The organism is Consotaella aegiceratis (assembly GCF_036541425.1).
GTDB lineage: Bacteria > Pseudomonadota > Alphaproteobacteria > Rhizobiales > Rhizobiaceae > Consotaella > Consotaella aegiceratis.
The window spans coordinates 229,146-246,434 of record NZ_JAZHFT010000003.1; the positions used below are offsets into that span (position 1 = coordinate 229,146).

General features: G+C 64.4%; 14 protein-coding genes. 7 read left to right on the forward strand and 7 right to left on the reverse strand.

Going from position 1 to position 17,289, the window contains the following annotated elements; all coding sequences use genetic code 11:
* Window positions 1–34: 34 nt before the first annotated feature.
* The 7 genes from SMD10_RS04180 to SMD10_RS04210 all read right to left on the reverse strand — a co-directional run bounded on the left by SMD10_RS04180 (window position 35) and on the right by SMD10_RS04210 (window position 9,069).
* Window positions 35–904 (reverse strand): aldo/keto reductase family oxidoreductase, encoded by an 870-nt coding sequence (locus SMD10_RS04180; RefSeq protein WP_331684391.1) that lies wholly within the window; start codon window positions 902–904, stop codon window positions 35–37.
* Between the two features lie 165 nt (window positions 905–1,069).
* Window positions 1,070–1,867, reverse strand: a complete 798-nt coding sequence (gene pflA, locus SMD10_RS04185) for a pyruvate formate-lyase-activating protein (protein WP_331684392.1) — start codon at window positions 1,865–1,867, stop codon at window positions 1,070–1,072.
* 130 nt (window positions 1,868–1,997) lie between these two features.
* On the reverse strand, window positions 1,998–4,256 hold the full coding sequence (pflB, locus tag SMD10_RS04190; protein ID WP_331684393.1) for a formate C-acetyltransferase: 2,259 nt from the start codon (window positions 4,254–4,256) through the stop codon (window positions 1,998–2,000).
* 813 nt (window positions 4,257–5,069) lie between these two features.
* A complete protein-coding gene (uxuA, locus tag SMD10_RS04195) occupies window positions 5,070–6,263 on the reverse strand; it encodes a mannonate dehydratase (protein ID WP_331684394.1) in 1,194 nt (397 codons plus the stop codon).
* A gap of 10 nt (window positions 6,264–6,273) precedes the next feature.
* Window positions 6,274–7,551 (reverse strand): TRAP transporter large permease, encoded by a 1,278-nt coding sequence (locus SMD10_RS04200; protein ID WP_331684395.1) that lies wholly within the window; start codon window positions 7,549–7,551, stop codon window positions 6,274–6,276.
* 3 nt (window positions 7,552–7,554) lie between these two features.
* Window positions 7,555–8,088, reverse strand: coding sequence for a TRAP transporter small permease (locus tag SMD10_RS04205; RefSeq protein ID WP_331684396.1), 534 nt, complete (start codon window positions 8,086–8,088; stop codon window positions 7,555–7,557).
* A gap of 87 nt (window positions 8,089–8,175) precedes the next feature.
* Entirely contained in the window at window positions 8,176–9,069 is an 894-nt protein-coding gene (locus tag SMD10_RS04210; RefSeq protein WP_331684397.1) for a C4-dicarboxylate TRAP transporter substrate-binding protein, read from the reverse strand.
* 194 nt (window positions 9,070–9,263) lie between these two features.
* On the opposite strand from SMD10_RS04210, the gene SMD10_RS04215 reads away from it, so the two are divergent.
* The 7 genes from SMD10_RS04215 to SMD10_RS04245 all read left to right on the forward strand — a co-directional run bounded on the left by SMD10_RS04215 (window position 9,264) and on the right by SMD10_RS04245 (window position 17,274).
* Window positions 9,264–10,019 carry a GntR family transcriptional regulator gene (locus tag SMD10_RS04215; RefSeq protein WP_331684398.1) on the forward strand — a complete coding sequence of 252 codons (756 nt, stop codon included), beginning with the start codon at window positions 9,264–9,266 and terminating at the stop codon, window positions 10,017–10,019.
* 493 nt (window positions 10,020–10,512) lie between these two features.
* Window positions 10,513–11,769, forward strand: coding sequence for an ABC transporter substrate-binding protein (locus SMD10_RS04220; protein WP_331684399.1), 1,257 nt, complete (start codon window positions 10,513–10,515; stop codon window positions 11,767–11,769).
* A 103-nt stretch (window positions 11,770–11,872) separates the two neighbouring features.
* Window positions 11,873–13,144, forward strand: coding sequence for an ABC transporter substrate-binding protein (locus SMD10_RS04225; RefSeq protein ID WP_331684400.1), 1,272 nt, complete (start codon window positions 11,873–11,875; stop codon window positions 13,142–13,144).
* Between the two features lie 202 nt (window positions 13,145–13,346).
* On the forward strand, window positions 13,347–14,234 hold the full coding sequence (locus SMD10_RS04230; protein ID WP_331684457.1) for a carbohydrate ABC transporter permease: 888 nt from the start codon (window positions 13,347–13,349) through the stop codon (window positions 14,232–14,234).
* Window positions 14,231–15,061, forward strand: a complete 831-nt coding sequence (locus SMD10_RS04235) for a carbohydrate ABC transporter permease (protein ID WP_331684458.1) — start codon at window positions 14,231–14,233, stop codon at window positions 15,059–15,061. The genes SMD10_RS04230 and SMD10_RS04235 overlap by 4 nt, the downstream gene beginning before the upstream one ends.
* A gap of 15 nt (window positions 15,062–15,076) precedes the next feature.
* Window positions 15,077–15,592 carry a GNAT family N-acetyltransferase gene (locus SMD10_RS04240; protein ID WP_331684459.1) on the forward strand — a complete coding sequence of 172 codons (516 nt, stop codon included), beginning with the start codon at window positions 15,077–15,079 and terminating at the stop codon, window positions 15,590–15,592.
* 20 nt (window positions 15,593–15,612) lie between these two features.
* A complete protein-coding gene (locus SMD10_RS04245) occupies window positions 15,613–17,274 on the forward strand; it encodes an alpha-glucosidase family protein (protein WP_432757182.1) in 1,662 nt (553 codons plus the stop codon).
* Window positions 17,275–17,289 lie beyond the last annotated feature (15 nt).

A 17,289-nucleotide genomic window follows, 5' to 3' on the forward strand; every position in this document is an offset into this window, starting at 1 on the left:
CTCGATGGCGCCGATCCATCACGGGATGTGCCGCTCAGCGCCCAGCGATGCCGTTCAGTGCTGCCATGGCGTCGTCGGGCAGTTCCAGATCAACCGCTGCCAAATTCTCCTTGAAATGAGCGACGGACGACGTTCCGGGAATGAGCAGGATGTTGGGCGATCGCCGCAGCAGCCAGGCGAGAGCGACCTGCATCGGCGTCGCTTCAAGCTTAGCCGCGACGCCCGAGAGCGTTTCGGATTGAAGCGGGTTGAAGCCGCCCAGCGGGAAGAAGGGCACATAGGCGATGCCGTCGCGCGCCAGATCGTCGATCAGCGGGTCGTCGGTGCGGTGGGCCAGATTGTACATGTTCTGGACGCAGACGATCTCGGTGATCTTGCGGCCCTCCGCGACTTGCGTCGGCGTTACGTTGCTGAGGCCGATATGGCGGACGAGCCCCTGCTGCTGCAACTCGGCCAGAACGCTGAGCGGCTCCTCGATCGAGCCCTCGGCCGGTCCGTGCACGCTGAACATGATGCGCAAATTGACGACCTCCATGGCGTCGAGGCCGAGATTGCGCAGATTGTCGTGGACCGCCTGGGTCAGATCGTCGCGTGACATCGCGAGGTTCCAGGACGCGTCTTCGCCGCGCCGTGCGCCGATCTTGGTGACGATGCTCAGATCGTCGGGGTAGGGGTGCAGCGCTTCCTGGATCAGCTGATTGGTGACGTGGGGTCCATAGAAGTCGCTGGTGTCGATGTGGTCGACGCCGCTTTCGATTGCCTCCCGCAGAACGGCGATGGCCGCATCGCGGTCCTTCGGCGGGCCGAATACGCCGGGGCCGGCCAGCTGCATGGCACCGTAGCCCAGACGCTTCACGGTCCGGCCGCCGAGTTTGAAGGTTCCAGCTTTCTCGATATCGCTCATGATCGTCTCCTGGCTGTCATGGCGCGGCCGCAACGGCCGGCGATGAGCGCCATGTAAGGCGTGCCAGGATGATCAATAAGTCAGCGGAAACCGTATGAGCTATTCGGATTCCCGGACAATGCGGCGGCGCGACGAATGGGTCGCCGCAAGCAAGACGCCGGAGTTCTACCGCACCGACAAGCCGCGTTCGGCGAAGATCGCGCAGGCGGCCGCGGTCGCCTCGTTGGACGGCGTCGGCCAGTTCTGAAGCGGGTACTTCATGCCGAGCTCCGCCCATTTGTGGGCGCCCATCTGATGGAAGGGCAGCACCTCGACGCGCTGGACCACCGGGCCCAGATCGGCGACGAAGTCGGCCAGCCGGGCGACGTCGTCCGGATCGTCGGTGAGATTCGGCACGAGCACGTAACGCAGCCAGATCGGCTTGCCGAGACGTTGAAGCCGGCGCGCGAAGTCGAGCGTGGGCTGCAGCGGCTGCGCCGTCAGCTTCTGGTATTTCACGGGATCGGAATGCTTGATGTCGAGAAGTACCAGATCGATCGGATCGAACCAGTCGTCCTCGACGCCCGCGTGCAGGAAGCCCTGCGTGTCGAGCGCGGTGTGAAGCCCGAGCTCTTCCTTGATGCGCGAGAACAGGGCGCCGACGAAGCCCGCCTGCATCAGCGGTTCGCCGCCGGAGATGGTGACACCGCCGGCGACGCGCAGGAAGCCGGCATAGGGCCGGATCTCGTCCATCGCCTCGTCGAGCGTCACGGAGCGGCCGTTATGGAGCTTCCAGGTGTCGGGGTTGTGGCAGTAGGAGCAGCGGAACAGACAGCCGGAGGTAAAGAACACGAAGCGCATGCCCGGGCCATCGACCGCCGCACCCGTCTCGACGGAGTGCAGGTAGCCGTGATCGGCGGGAAGGTGCACGCCGTGAGGAACGTGGACCTGGGCATGGGGAGCGGTGGTATCTCTGAAGGCCATCGGAGCAGTCTCCTGTCCGCGTGTTTTGCGGCCCCGTGGGGCCGCGGAAGCGGTGGGCGCGGGCCCACCAGGGTCGGAACCGGGCGGATCGACGGTCATCGCTGTTCCGCCCGGCACCTCTGTCGGTGTCTTACATGTGCTCGTGGAACGTCCGGTTGATGACGTCGAGCTGCTGCTCGCGCGTCAGCTTGACGAAGTTCACGGCGTAGCCGGAGACGCGGATCGTGAGCTGCGGATAAAGCTCGGGATGATCCATCGCATCGAGCAGCGTCTCGCGGTTGAAGACGTTGACGTTGACGTGGAAGCCGCCGGCCTTGGTGAAGGCGTCGAGACAGTTGGCGAGGTTCGTCACCCGATCTTCGCTGGTCTTGCCCAGCGAGCCCGGCGTCGCCGACGCGGTCCAGGAGATGCCGTCCAACGCCTCGTCGTAAGGCAGCTTGGCAACCGAGGCACCCGCTGCGACGAAGCCCTTCTTGTCGCGGCCGTTCATCGGGTTGGCACCCGGAGCGAAAGGCTCGCCGGCGCGGCGTCCGTCCGGCGTGGTGCCGGTCTTCTTGCCGTAGACGACATTCGAGGTGATCGTCAGGACCGACTGCGTCGGCATCGCGTCGCGGTAGAAATAGGGCTGTGCCTTGACCTTCTCCATGAACGCGCCGACCAACCAGGAGGTGATGCTATCGACCCGGTCGTCGTTGTTGCCGAAGGCCGGATATTCGCCCTCGATCTTGTAGTCGACAGCCACGCCCTTCTCGTCGCGGATCACGTGCACCTTGGCGTGCTTGATGGCCGACAGCGAGTCGGCGGCCACGGAGAGGCCGGCGATGCCGCAGCCCATGGTGCGCAGGATGTCGCGGTCATGCAACGCCATCTCGATGCGCTCATAGGCATACTTGTCGTGCATGTAGTGGATGATGTTCAGCGCGTTGACGTAGGTCTTGGCGAGCCAATTCATCATCTTGTCGAACTTGGCCAGCACCTCGTCGTAGTCGAGGACGTCGCCCTTGATCGGCTCGAAGCCCGGCGCGATCTGCTTGCCGCTCTTCTCGTCCACACCACCGTTGATGGCGTAGAGCAGGCACTTGGCGAGGTTCGCACGAGCACCGAAGAACTGCATCTGCTTGCCGATGCGCATGGCCGAGACACAGCAGGCGATGCCGTAGTCGTCGCCCCACTTGGGCCGCATCAGGTCGTCGTTCTCGTACTGGATGGCGCTGGTATCGGTCGACACCTTGGCGCAGAAGTTCTTGAAGCCTTCCGGCAGCTGCGAGCTCCACAGCACGGTCAGGTTCGGCTCCGGCGCGGGGCCGAGGTTGAACAGCGTGTTGAGGAAGCGGAAGCTCGACTTCGTCACCAGCGGACGGCCGTCCAGGCCCATGCCGCCGATCGACTCGGTCACCCAGGTCGGGTCGCCGGAGAACAGCTCGTCATATTCCGGCGTGCGCAGGAACCGGACGATGCGCAGCTTGATGACGAGATCGTCGACCATCTCCTGCGCCTGATCCTCGGTGATGAGGCCGGCTTCCAGGTCGCGCTGGACGTAGATGTCCAGGAAGGTCGACACGCGGCCGAAGGACATGGCTGCGCCATTCTGCTCCTTCACCGCGGCCAGGTAGCCGAAATAGGTCCACTGCACCGCCTCGCGGGCGTTCTGGGCCGGGCGGGACAGGTCGAAGCCGTACTTGGCGCCCATCTCGCGAAGCTCGTCGAGCGCACGGAACTGCTCCGAAAGCTCCTCGCGCTGACGGATCGTGTCTTCCGTGAAGACCGCGTCGTCGAGCTCGTGGAACTCCTTCTGCTTGGCCGCGCGCAAAGCGTCGGTGCCATAGAGAGCCACGCGGCGATAGTCGCCGATGATGCGGCCGCGGCCATAGGCATCCGGCAGGCCGGTGATGATGCCCGACTTGCGGCAGGCCAGGATCTCAGGAGTGTAGGCGTCGAAGACACCCTGGTTGTGGCTCTTGCGATGGTGGGTCCACATCTCGTGGACGATCGGATCCGCCTCGAAGCCGTAAGCGGACAGACCGCCTTCGACCATGCGCAGGCCGCCATTCGGCATGATCGCCCGCTTCAGCGGGGCGTCCGTCTGCAGGCCGACGATGACTTCGTTGGCCCGGTCGATGTAGCCGGCGTCATGGGCGATGATGCTGCTCGGCTTGTCCGCCGAAACATCGAGGACACCCTTCTCGCGCTCCTGGGCCAACAGCTCGCCGAGCTTTTCCCACATCGCCGTGGTGCGGGCGGTGGGGCCTGACAGGAAGGTGCTGTCCCCGGAGTAAGGGGTGTAGTTCGCCTGAATGAAGTCGCGCACGTCGATCGCGTCGCGCCAAGCGGTTCCGACGAACCCGTCCCAGGGGTCCGCAACGATGACGTCGTCGGAAACAGTATCCATAATGAATCCCTTTTGTCCGTTGGTCCGCAACCGCATGAAGCGGTCGCCGGTCCGGTGGCATCGGCGGTGCGGTGGGCTGCTCATCGGAGACCGGCGTCGCATCGCCTGCGATACCGGTCCGCTCAATCGAACCCTGGCATCGACTGGTTACGATATGATCGCCAAACCCGACGCGGGCAATCTTGTTTTGGCGAAGGCTCCCTTGCGGTCCATTCAAGGGTCGATTTGATCTATCACAATGACACGCCGAACATTGGCGTTCACGCTGGTCAATATGTCCTGTCTCATCCGCCTGTTCATGCAACGTGGCGGCAGTATGGGTGCGTCCGCAAACTGAGGCAAGGCGTCGCACCGCCGGGAGATAAGTCGGAGCGACCCGTCGAGTTCCTCCGTCGAGGCGTCTTCCTTCGAATGGCTCTCGCTGAACTTTCTCACAAGTGCTTCAATCGATTTGACAATCGGGTCGCCCTGTCGCTCCGATGCCAGGCTTCTATCGTCCGATATTTTGTTCGCGGCGCAGCAAGATGGCCCTCAAATAATTGGAACAGACCCAACGAAACGACTGCGCTGTCGGGCAAACTTGGCGGGCCGTGGTCACAGAGAGGTCACGATTACCCCGCCGCGGCGCGCCACCCGTCCGAAAAGGGACGATATCGGCGGAGCCGAGCATGGACCTGGAGCGCCGAAAGAAAAGGCCTGCAGTGACTGCAGGCCCCAGAGCAAAGTGTCGATTTTGGCCGGCCTGGTCGTGCCAGCCTTCATCAGGGAGGCGGCCGACACGACCGCCGTTTCCCCGTTGAAAGGTTCAGCCGCCTAGGAACGGCTGTCGATGGCAGCCAAGGCGGCCATCACGCCGCGCAATTCGGCGAGGCCCCGCATGCGGCCGAGCAGCGGGTAGCCGGGATGGGTCTTGCGACCCACGTCCGACAGGATCTCGTGGCCGTGATCCGGACGCATGACGATCGTCGCGTCGGCGCGTCCTTCCTCGTGCCGGCGCCGTTCTTCGCCGATCAGCACCCGCACCAGCGCCACCATGTCGGTGTCGCCCGACAGGTGCTCGGCCTCCTGGAACGAGCCGTCCGGCTCCTTGCTGACATTGCGCAGGTGGGCGAAGTGGATCCGGTCGGCAAAGCGCTTCGCGATCGCCGGCACGTCGTTGGCCGGATTGGCACCGAGCGAGCCCGAACAGAGGGTCAGTCCGTTGGCCAACGACGGGACGGCTTCCATGATGAAACCGATGTCGTCCGCGTCCTTGACGACGCGCGGCAGGCCGAAGATCGACCGCGGCGGATCGTCGGGATGGACGCAGAGCTGCACGCCCGCCTCTTCGGCCGCCGGGATGACCGCCTGCAGGAACTTCACGTAGTTGGCCCGGATGTCGTCGACGGTGATGCCGCCGTAGCGCTTCAGGACTTCGCGCAGACCGGCGACGTCGTAGCGCTCGTAGGCGCCCGGCAGGCCGGCCATGATCGAATCGAGGAGACGCTTGCGGTCCGCTTCCGACGAGGCGTCGAACCAGGCCTTGGCACGGGCCAGGACGTCGGCGTCGAACTCGTCGGCTGCTCCCTTGCGCTCCAGGATGAAGACCTCGAAGGCGGCATATTCATGCATGTTGAAGCGCAACGCGGTGCCGCCGCCCGGCAGCGGCTCGGCCAGCTGCGTGCGGGTCCAGTCGAGCAACGGCATGAAATTGTAGCACACCGTCTTGATCCCGCACGCCGCCAGGTTTGCGAGCGAGGTGCGATAGTTGGCGTAGAGCGGCTCGAGATCGCCGTCGCCGAGCTTGATGCGCTCGTGCACGGGCAGGCTCTCGACCATGACCCATGACAGGCGGCCGCCCGATTCGCGATCGATCTGCGTCTTGCGCTTCTCGATCTCCTCGATGCTCCAGACTTCTCCGTAGGGGATGTCGTGGAGCGCCGTGACGATGCCCGAAGCACCGGTCTGGACGATTTCAGGCAGCGATACGTTGTCGGACGGACCGAACCATCTGAAGGATTCTTGCACGGTACGGCACTCACATCAAAAGATTGGGGAGGAACAGGACGACGCCGGGCAGCAGCGCCAAGGCCGTGATCACGAGAAGGATGGCGATCAGGAAGGGGATCGACTCCTTCAGGTACTCCTCGACGGGGCAGTCGAGAATGCTGCAGACGGCGTACATCGCCACGCCGACCGGCGGGGTCATGCCGCCAAGCGTGATGATGCTCATCATCAGCACGCCGAAATGTACGGGGTCGACGCCGAGATGCGTGATGATCGGCACGAAGATCGGCGTCAGCAGCAGCGTCAGGACCGTCGCCTCGACGAACAGGCCGCAGACGAAGATGAAGATCAGGATCATCAGGATGACGACGAGCGGCTGGCTCGACAGCCCGAGCATCAGCTGCGCGATCGTCTGAGGAGCCTGCTCGAACACGATGGCATACCCGACCATGCCGGAGAGCAGGATGATCAGAGCGATGACGCCGATGTCGATGACGCTTTCGCTGAGCGCCTCATTGAACGAGGCCCAGGTCAGATCGCGATGGACGAAGGCGCCGATGGCCACGGCATAGACCACCGCGAACGCTCCGACTTCCGAAGGCGTGAAGACGCCGGAGCGGATCGCCACGAGCAGCGCGACCGGAAAAATCAGCGCCCATTTCGCATGCCAGACGGCACGGCCGACACGGGGCAGGGTGGGCTTCTGCGCGCCGACCGAGCCATAGCCGCGCTTGCGGGCGACCAGCCACACCGTCACCATCATCGCGATCATCATCAGGATGCCGGGAACGACGCCTGCCAGGAAGAGCCGGCCGATCGAGACATTGCCGACGAAGCCGTAGAGGATGAGGCCCAGGCTCGGCGGGATGGTCGCGGTGATCAGCGAACCGACGGCGATCGAGGCGCCGGTGAAGCCTTTCGAATAGCCGCTCTGTATCATGCTGGGGCCGAGCACGCGGGCTTCCATCGCGGCGTCGGCGACGGCCGAGCCGGACACGCCGCCCATGAAGGTCGACAGCAGGATACAGACCTGTGCCAGGCCGCCGGACATCCAGGCGACGAGCACGTTGGAGCAGTCGATCAGGCGTTCGGTGATGCCGGTCTTGTTCATCATATGGCCGGCGAGCACGAACAGCGGAACCGCCAGCAGAGGAAAGCTCTGCGACATCGCGGCGACCTGCTGGACGCCGATCGAGATCGGGATGAACGGGCTGGTGGCGAAGAAGCTGAAGCCCGCGATGCCGATGCCGAAGGCAATCGGCATACCCGCGACCATCAGCAGGAAGAAGAGTATCGAAAGCAGCACCATGGCCTAAAGCTCCTGCTGGACGAGGTCGTCGGCCTCGCTCCGCGGGCCGGTTTCCGCCGCGCTGGTGTCCCTGGCGAAGATCAGTTTGCGGTCGCGGACCGCAATGACCATCTGGCCCAGCAGGATCAGAGCGAGCAGAGCGCAGCCGATCGGCACGGCGATCGTCACCCAGGCGTAGGAGATGCCGCTGTCGCCGTAGACGCGCTCCCAGTTGAGAAGCGTGAGCTGCAGTCCGAACCAGGCCATCGTGGCCAGGAAGACGACGGCGACGGCAGCCAGGACGAAGTCGAGGACGCGCCGATAGCCGAGCGGAAGCCGTTGAACGAAATAGTCGACGCCGATATGGGCGCGGCGGCCGAGAGCACGGGTCGCGCCGAGGAAGCAGAGCCAGACGAACAGCGCCTGTGCCAGGTCGACGGACCAGATGAGCGGATGGTCGAGCGTGCGCGCGACGGCGGCGACGAAGACCAGGACCACGATCGCCGCAAGAAGCAGCTTGCCGAGGAGGCCTTCGAGCCACGAAAGGACGGAAAGCATGGGGGATAACCCTGCCGGAAGTGATGTGTCTTGGGAGGTCTGACAGAGGCGGCCGGAGCCGCCTCTTCCGGTTCGCTTGCGCGCCGCCTATTCGGCCAGGACCTTGTCGATCTCTTTCTTCAGGTCGCCGTAGCCGAGCTTGTCGTAGACGGCCTGGGTGGCTTCCTGGAACGGCGTGACGTCGATCTCGTCGATGGACATGCCCTCCACTTCCATCTTGGCGTCGACATCGGCCACGGCGTCCTCGGTCGCCTTCGAGGCGACGTCGCCGCCGGCGAGGGCCTCTTCCTTGAGGATCGTCTGAATGTCCTCGGGCAGGCCGTCGAACCACTGGGCGCTGGTCACCAATCCGGTGATCAGGCCGATATGGCCGGTCTTGGTGTAGTGCTTGGCGACCTCATAGAGGCGCGCGCCATAGATCGCGGTGTCCTGGGCTTCGGCAGCGTCGATGACGTTCTGCTGCAACGCCGGATAGACCTCGCCCCAGCCCATCGGCGTCGGGGTGGCGCCCATCGCCGAGATGGTTTCCATCCAGACCGGCGCGCCGGGGGTGCGCATGCGTACGCCCGCCAGATCCGCCGGCTTGCTCACCGGTTCCTGGGTCAGCAGGTTGCGCTCGCCCTGCCACCAGTTCATCGACAGAATCTGGTGACCGGAGGCCTCGCGCAGCTCGTCGGCCCACTTTGCGAACAACGGCGACGTCACGAGCTTGCGATAGCCGTCGTAGCCGTCGGCCAGATACGGCGCGCCGAGCACGCCCATGTCGTTGACGAAGACGGCGAGGCGGCCCGGATCGACGAGCACGGCGACATTGGCGCCGGCTCGGGCCTGTTCCAGGACGTCCTCATCCTTGCCGAGCTGCGAACTCGGGAACAGGCGAACCTCGAGACGGCCGTCCGTGCGCTCGGAAACGCGCTGGCGGAACTGCTCCAGACCCTCGTAAATTGGGTCTTCGGCGGTCAGGGCCGTGCTAACGTTCAATTGGTAGTCCTGAGCGGATGCAACCTGAACGCCGAGAAAAAGCGTTGCACCGGCGGCGGCCAAGGAAAGTGTCTTGCTTAAACTGAACATGGACTCCCTATCTCCCTCACAAGATCCGCACCGGATGACTGGACTTGCGGATCAGGACTGGTATGGTAGTATGAAAGCTGCCGAATGCAAGCGATTTTTTGATCATGATGAAGACCATTGACCGGCAAGGGGCGCTCGCTCCGCAGATCTTCGCCCAGCTTCGCGCGTCGATCATCCAGATGAAGTTCAAGCCCGGGCAGGCGCTTTCGGAAAAGGAAATCGCGGCCCGTTTCGGCGCCAGCCGCCAGCCGGTGCGCGAGGCCTTCATAAAGCTGGCCGATGCCGGCCTGGTACGCATTTTGCCGCAGCGTGGCACCTTCGTCGTCAAGATCTCGCTACGGGCGGTCGCGGATGCCCGTTTCGTCCGCGAGGCGGTCGAGGTGGCGCTGGTCCGGACCTGCTGCAGAGCGGCCTCCACGTCGGCCATCGCGGCGATCGGCGAACTGATCCGGCAGCAGGAACTCGCTGCGGGGGGCGGCGACCACGAGCGGTTCCTGGCGCTCGACGAAGCGTTTCATCATGCCTTTGCCGAGGCGGTCGACTGCGAGGCAGCCTGGCGCGTCATCGAGAACGGCAAGGCCCAGATGGACCGGGTCCGCTATCTCAGCCTGCCGCATGCGACGCCCTTGTCGCTCCTCATCGCCCAGCATCGCGCCATTCTCGATGCCGTCTCGCGGCGTGACGAGGAGGCAGCGGCCGAGGCGACGCGGGTGCATCTGCGCGAGATCTTCCAGGCCTTGCCGCCGCTGGCCGAGCAGTATCCCGAGCTGTTCGAGAACGATTCCCTGCCGCTCCACGCAGAGGATCTGAGCCACGGCCATTTTCATCACCACTCGACGGATTCCCTGGTGGCGGAATGAGCGCGAGGATGATGGCTGCGGATCGATGGAGGCCCGGCTCCGCCGCGGCCGGTTCTGGCAAAGCGCGCTAGGCTCCCTGGACGGCGACGGATCCGGAAAGCCGCCTGCCACCCTGGGTAAGCCCCCCGGAGCCGTCGGGCCCATCCTCGCTCGATGCCGTTAGCCATGGCGCGCCGTGCCTTGTTTGCGGGGCCGCTCGCGGAGAGGCGTTTCGCTACCTGGTTGCAGGCGCTGTCCCTAAAGATCAGTCCCGCAGCGGACGGACCGCCCTCGTCCGGCGTCCGATGTCGCCCTCCGGTTTCCCCTGCAAAATGAGCCTTTCCCTATTGTAACGCAGCCTGAACGGCCTACCATTCGGCTAACAACGCTGGCGTGGGGGGCTCTTTGCCCCGCCCCGGGGAGAGATGTGCCGGTGGGCCGGCCATTGCGGAGATTGGCGATGGCCAAAGCCGGCGGCAAGTCCGGTGATCGACAATTGGTAAGGGAGGACATCATGAAGACAACCAAACTCTGTATGGCGCTGTTGGCAGGCGCGGCGATGTTGGCCGGCCCCGCGGGCGCGGCGGAGCTTTCGATCGTCTCGGGCGCGACCGGGCAGGACATTCAGGATCTGCGCACCCAGCTCGATGCTTACGAGAAACACTCCGGCAACACCGTCAAGATCGTCGAGATGCCCTCGTCGACCACCGATCAGTTCGGCCAGTACCGCCTGTGGTTGTCGGCCGGCAACGAGGACATCGACGTCTACCGCACCGACGTGGTGTGGGCGCCGCAGCTTGCGAGCCACTTCGTCGACCTCACGGACGTGGCCAAGGACATCGCCGACCAGAACATCCCCTCGATCATCGAATCCCAGACCGTAGACGGCAAGCTGATCGCACTGCCGATGTTCACCGACGCGCCGGCGCTCTACTACCGCACCGACCTGCTCGAGAAATACGGTATGGAGCCGCCCACGACCTGGGCCGAGCTGGAAACCGACGCCAAGGAGATCCTGGAGAAGGAAGGCAATTCCAATCTCAACGGCTTCGTGTTTCAGGGCGCGCCCTATGAGGGGTTGACCTGCAACGGTCTGGAATGGGTCGCAAGCTTCGGTGGCGGCCAGATCGTCTCGCCCGACGGCGAGATCACCATCAACAACGAGAAGGCTGCCGCCGCGCTCAACGCGGCCAAGGGCTGGATCGGTACGATCGCACCGGAGGGCGTGCTGTCCTACAAGGAAGAGGAGGCGCGCGGCGTCTGGCAGACGGGCAATGCAGTCTTCATGCGCAATTGGCCCTATGCCTATGCCCTCGGACAGGGCGGCGACTCGGCGGTCAAGGACAAGTTCGATGTCGTCAAGCTGCCGGCCGGTGAGGGGGGCGATTCCGCGGCCTGCCTGGGCGGCTGGAACCTGGCCGTCTCGAAATACTCCCAGCATCAGGACGAGGCGATCGATCTGGTGAAGTATCTGGCGTCGGCCGAGGCGCAGAAGGAACGGGCGCTGTCGACCTCCAAGCTGCCGACCATCGAGAGCGTCTACGAGGATTCGGAGGTCGCGGAGGCCCAGCCGATCGTTGCCCAGTGGAAGGACGTGGTGGCCGGGGCCGTGCCGCGTCCGTCGGCTCCGACCAAGAAGCAGTACAACGAGGTATCCAAGGACTTCTGGACGGCGGTCAACGAGACGCTGGCCGGGCGTGGAACCGCCGAGGACAATCTCAAGACGCTCGAAGGTCAGCTGCGCCGCCTGAAGCGGAGCGCCTGGGAGTAGCGTGAACCAAGGGGGCGGCGGTTGGGAGGCCGCCGCTCTCTTTTAGACGTCCCGTTCGGGGTGACCGGGAGCTCGCCCTCGGCATAATCCATGGGAGGAAACGATGCAGAGGCTTGTGGACCTCGCGCTTGCGGCCGGCTTTACGTCCTGTCTGGCGGCTGCCGGCGGCAGCGCGCAAGCGGCCGATCTGGCGATCGCCGTCTCGGCAGGCGCCGACATGGTCAACCTGCGTGCTCAACTCGACACGTTCGAGAGCCAGACCGGCAATCATGTGTCGGTGGTCGAGATGCCGTCGTCCTCGACCGAGCAGTTCGGCCAATACCGGCTCTGGCTCGCCGCGGGCAACCCGGATGTGGACGTCTACCGGACGGACGTGATCTGGGCGCCGCAATTGGTCGAATATTTCGTCGATTTGTCCGATGCCGCGGCCGACATCGCCGGCCAGAATATTCCCTCGATCATCGAATCCCAAACCGTCGACGGCAAGCTCGTGGCGCTGCCGCTCTATACTGATGCGCCGGCGCTCTACTACCGCACCGACCTGCTCGAGAAATACGGCGCCGAGCCGCCCGAGACCTGGAAGGATCTGGAAGACACGGCGACGATGATCCTGGAAAAGGAGCGGGCGGCCGGCAATGCCAGCCTCAACGGCTTCGTGTTCCAGGGCGCGCCCTATGAAGGTCTCACCTGCAACGGCCTGGAATGGGTCGCCAGTCATGGCGGCGGCCACATCGTGGAGGCCGACGGCGAGATTACCGTCAACAATCCGAAGGCCGTCGCGGCACTGGGACAGGCCAAGAGCTGGATCGGCACGATCGCGCCACAGGGCGTTCTGACCTACATGGAGGAAGAGGCGCGTGGCGTCTGGCAGACGGGCAACGCCATTTTCATGCGCAACTGGCCCTATGCCTATTCGCTGTCGGAAGGGGCGGACTCGCCGGTCAGCGGCAAGTTTGCGGTCAAGACGCTGCCCTCTGCCGAAGACGGCGAAGCGGCCGGCGCGCTCGGAGGCTGGAACCTCGCCGTCTCCAAATTCTCGCGCAGTCCCGACGACGCGATCGCGCTGGTCAAGTTTCTCGCCTCGCCGGAAAACCAGAAGAAGAACGCCATCGACGGCTCGTTCCTGCCCACCATCGCGGCGCTCTACGACGACCCCGACATTGCCAAGGCGCATCCTTTCATCCCGCAATGGAAGGAGGTGATGTTCAATGCGGTCCCCCGACCGACGGCGCCGACCAAGAAGCAATACAACGAGGTCTCCAAGGATTTCTGGACGGCCGTCAACGAGACGCTGGCGGGCCGCGGATCGGCGGAGGACAATCTGAAGCGCCTGGAGACCCAGCTGCGCCGCCTGAAACGGAGCGCTTGGGAATGACGGGGCGCCGGCGGGACGATCGGCGGAGGCTCAGGCGCCTCTCCGAGCTTGCGGTTTTCCGGTTTTATCAGTTTCGAGCCTAGCGGGAGGAGATATGGCCAACGTTCATCTCGGCGCGCCGCCGACCGAAGAGTCTTTCGAGGCCGATCAGGCGGCTGCTCTTCGGTCCCAGCTCTCCAGCCAGCGGCTGCGCTCCGCCTGGATGTTCCTGACGCCGATGATCGTCGTGCTGGCGATCGTCGCGGGCTGGCCGCTGATCAAGACGATCTGGTTCTCCTTCACCAACGCCAGTCTCGACGATCTGGGCGGCGCGGAGTTCGTCGGCATCCGCAACTATCTCGAATATGTCGACTATGGCGACGGCACCGGCGAGTACTTCGGGCTCCTCGTCGACCCGAACTGGTGGAATGCGGTCTGGAACACCGTCTATTATACGGTCATCTCGGTCGTCATCGAGACCATCCTGGGGCTGGTGTTCGCTCTGGTCCTCAACGCAAACTTCGTCGGTCGCGGCCTCGTGCGCGCCGCGGTGCTGATCCCCTGGGCGATTCCCACCATCGTGTCGGCCAAGATGTGGGCCTGGATGCTGAACGATCAGTTCGGCATCATCAACGACATGCTAATGTCGATCGGCGTGCTGTCGGCCCCAATCGCCTGGACCGCCAATCCCGATACGGCGATGGCCGCCGTCATCCTCGTCGACGTCTGGAAGACGACGCCGTTCATGGCGCTCCTGATCCTCGCCGGACTGCAGATGGTGCCGGGCGACATCTACGAGGCCGCCAAGATCGACGGCATCCATCCGGTCGAAGTGTTCTGGAAGGTGACGCTGCCGCTGATCCGCCCGGCCATCCTGGTGGCGGTGATCTTCCGGGCGCTCGACGCGTTGCGCGTCTTCGATCTGATCTATGTGCTGACGCCGAACAACACGAAGACCAAATCCATGTCGGTGTTCGCCCAGGAGAACCTCTTCCAGTTCGACAAGTTCGCCTATGGTTCGGCAGCCTCGACGCTGCTCTTCCTGGTCATCGCGATGATCACGCTGGTCTACATCAAGGCGGCGCGGCTCGAGTTCGAGGGAGGCCGCTGATGCCTACCATCGTCAAGCAGACCAGCTTCTATCTGCTGGTGGCGTTCATCGTCCTGTTCTCGATCTTCCCGTTCTATTATGCGGTGCTGACGAGCTTCAAATCGGGCACGGCGCTCTTCCGGGTGGACTATCTGCCCACCCACGTGGACATCAGGAACTACGTCGATCTCCTGACCCAGGGCGTGTTCCCGCTGAATGTCCTGAACTCGGTGATCGTTGCGACCTCGGTGGTGGTGATCTCGCTGTTCCTGGCGGTCACGGCGGCCTATGCGCTGTCGCGCATACGCTTTGCCGGGCGCACGCTGCTCCTGCTCACCATCCTCGGCGTGTCGATGTTTCCGCAGATCGCGGTGCTGGCGGGCCTGTTCGAGATGGTCCGCGCAGCGGGGCTCTACAATTCGCTGTTCTCGCTGATCTTCGCCTACATGATCTTCACGCTGCCGTTCACCGTGTGGGTGCTGACCACCTTTATGCGGGACCTGCCGGTGGAGATCGAGGAGGCGGCGATCGTCGACGGCGCCGCGCCCCTGACCATCGTGCTCAAGGTCTTCCTGCCGCTGATGTGGCCGGCGCTGGTGACGACGGGGCTGCTCGCCTTCATCGCCGCATGGAACGAGTTCCTGTTCGCGCTGACCTTCGTGTCGAACAACGACACGCGCACGGTGCCGGTCGCCATCGCGCTCCTGTCGGGGGCCTCCGAACAGGAGATCCCCTGGGGCGTGATCATGGCGGCTTCGGTGATCGTGACCGTTCCCCTGATCGTTCTGGTTCTTATCTTCCAGCGCAAGATCATCTCCGGCCTGACGGCCGGCGGCGTCAAAGGATAAGGCGTGACCCGGGCGATCCGCATCCGGCCTGAGACGGCTTCCGACGCAGCGGCGATCCGCGCTCTCACCGACGCGGCGTTTCGCGACGCGCCGCACAGCGACGGGACCGAGGCGGCGATCATCGATCGGCTGCGGGAAGCCGGCGCGATGACGCTGTCTCTCGTCGCCGTGGATTCCGGCCCGGAGGCGGACGGCGAGATCGTCGGCCACGTCGCCTTCTCCCCGGCGCTCGTCGGAAGCGGGGAGGCGGGCTGGTATGGTCTCGGCCCGCTGTCCGTCCGGCCCGATGTCCAGCATCAGGGCATCGGATCGCTGCTCGTCGAGGAAGGCCTGCGCCGATTGCGCGGGGCCGGCGCGAAAGGCTGCGTCCTGATCGGCGATCCCGCCTTCTATCGCCGATTGGGTTTCGAAAGCGACGCGGCTCTGACCTACCGGGGCCTGCCCACTCGAAACGTGCAGCGCTTCGTGATCGAGCCGCCGGCAGCGACCGGCGAGATCACCTATCATGCCGCCTTCGAGGCGGCCGCGTAATGGAGAGTTGATTGGATACGATCGCCGAAAACACCAACCCCCACGCCAGCCAAAGAGCCGTCGACCGCGATTGGTGGCGCGGTGCGGCGCTCTATCAGATCTATCCGCGCTCGTTCCAGGATTCGAACGGCGACGGGATCGGCGATCTGGAAGGCATCCGGCAGCGGCTGCCTTACGTCGCCTCGCTCGGCGTCGATGCGATCTGGCTGTCGCCCTTCATGACCTCGCCCATGAAGGATTTCGGCTACGACATCTCGAACTACCGCGACGTCGATCCGATCTTCGGGACGCTCGCCGACTTCGACGGGCTGGTGGCGGAGGCTCATCGACTGGGGCTCAAGGTGATCATCGATCAGGTGCTGTCGCACACGTCGGACCGTCATCCCTGGTTCGTCGAAAGCCGGCAGAGCCGCGACAATCCGAGAGCCGATTGGTACGTCTGGGCCGACGCCAGGGACGACGGCACGCCGCCCAACAACTGGCTGTCGGTCTTCGGCGGCACCAGCTGGCAATGGGATTCGCGGCGCCAGCAATATTATCTGCACAACTTCCTGACCAGCCAGCCGGACCTCAACTTCCACAATCCGAAGGTGCGCCAGGCGCTGCTCGACGACGTCCGCTTCTGGCTGGACCGAGGCGTCGACGGCTTCCGGCTCGACACCGCCAACTTCTATTTTCATGACAGGGAATTGCGCGACAATCCGGTGTTGGCGCTGGAGCTGCGTTCGGAGATCATGGCGCCGCGCAGCGAAGCCTACAACTGGCAGGACCACGTCTACGACAAGAACCGGCCGGACAACCTCGTCTTTTTCCGCGAATTGCGCGCGCTGCTGGACGAATATCCGCCGGCTGCCATGGTCGGCGAGATCGGCGAGCGGATCCATGGCGCCGAACTGATGGGCGCCTATACGGGTGGCGGCGACAAGCTGCACATGTGTTATGCCTTCGACTTCCTGTCGGGCCGCATGCCGCGGGTGGAAGACCTGAAGCGGCCGATCGAACGTTTCGAGGAGGCGGCGGCCGATGGCTGGGCCTGCTGGGCATTTTCCAACCACGACGTGACGCGCCATGCGACGCGCTGGGCGGAAGGGCGCGGGGACGCCGACCGCATCCTGCGGCTCGCCGCCGGCGTGCTGCTCACGCTGCGCGGCTCGGTATGTCTCTACCAGGGCGAGGAGCTCGGCCTGACGGAGGCCGAGATCGCTTACGAGGACTTGGTCGATCCGCATGGCATCAATCTGTGGCCCGAGGTCAAGGGCCGCGACGGCTGTCGCACGCCGATGGTCTGGGACGGTGGGCTGGAAAACGGCGGTTTTTCCACGGCCAGGCCGTGGCTGCCGATCCCGGCGGGCCACCTGCCGCGGGCCGTCGAACAGATGGAAAGAACGCCCGATTCGCTGCTTCACGCCTATCGCAAACTGCTGGCGTTTCGCAGCGCCCATCCGGCGCTGATCAAGGGCAGCCAAACCTTCCTGCCATCGTCCGCGGACGTCCTGGCCTTCGTTCGCGAGCACGAGGGAGAGCGGCTGCTCGTCGTTTTCAATCTCGATCCCGATCCGACCGTGTTCGAGCTGCCGTCCGACCTCATGCCGAGCCCTCTCGCGGGGCACGGCTTTCAGGGGCGGCTTGGGACCGGTCGGATCGAGCTCGCCGGCCATGACGGCTTTATCGGCAAACTATAGCAAGCTTTGGGAGGA

What these genes read in the sequence shown, in the direction of transcription:
- pflA (WP_331684392.1), bottom strand. Translation starts at nt 1,867, where the DNA reads ATGGCCTTCAGAGATACCACCGCTCCCCATGCCCAGGTCCACGTTCCT.
- SMD10_RS04220 (WP_331684399.1), top strand. Translation starts at nt 10,513, where the DNA reads ATGAAGACAACCAAACTCTGTATGGCGCTGTTGGCAGGCGCGGCGATG.
- SMD10_RS04215 (WP_331684398.1), top strand. Translation starts at nt 9,264, where the DNA reads ATGATGAAGACCATTGACCGGCAAGGGGCGCTCGCTCCGCAGATCTTC.
- SMD10_RS04225 (WP_331684400.1), top strand. Translation starts at nt 11,873, where the DNA reads ATGCAGAGGCTTGTGGACCTCGCGCTTGCGGCCGGCTTTACGTCCTGT.
- SMD10_RS04205 (WP_331684396.1), bottom strand. Translation starts at nt 8,088, where the DNA reads ATGCTTTCCGTCCTTTCGTGGCTCGAAGGCCTCCTCGGCAAGCTGCTT.
- SMD10_RS04230 (WP_331684457.1), top strand. Translation starts at nt 13,347, where the DNA reads ATGTTCCTGACGCCGATGATCGTCGTGCTGGCGATCGTCGCGGGCTGG.
- SMD10_RS04180 (WP_331684391.1), bottom strand. Translation starts at nt 904, where the DNA reads ATGAGCGATATCGAGAAAGCTGGAACCTTCAAACTCGGCGGCCGGACC.
- pflB (WP_331684393.1), bottom strand. Translation starts at nt 4,256, where the DNA reads ATGGATACTGTTTCCGACGACGTCATCGTTGCGGACCCCTGGGACGGG.
- SMD10_RS04200 (WP_331684395.1), bottom strand. Translation starts at nt 7,551, where the DNA reads ATGGTGCTGCTTTCGATACTCTTCTTCCTGCTGATGGTCGCGGGTATG.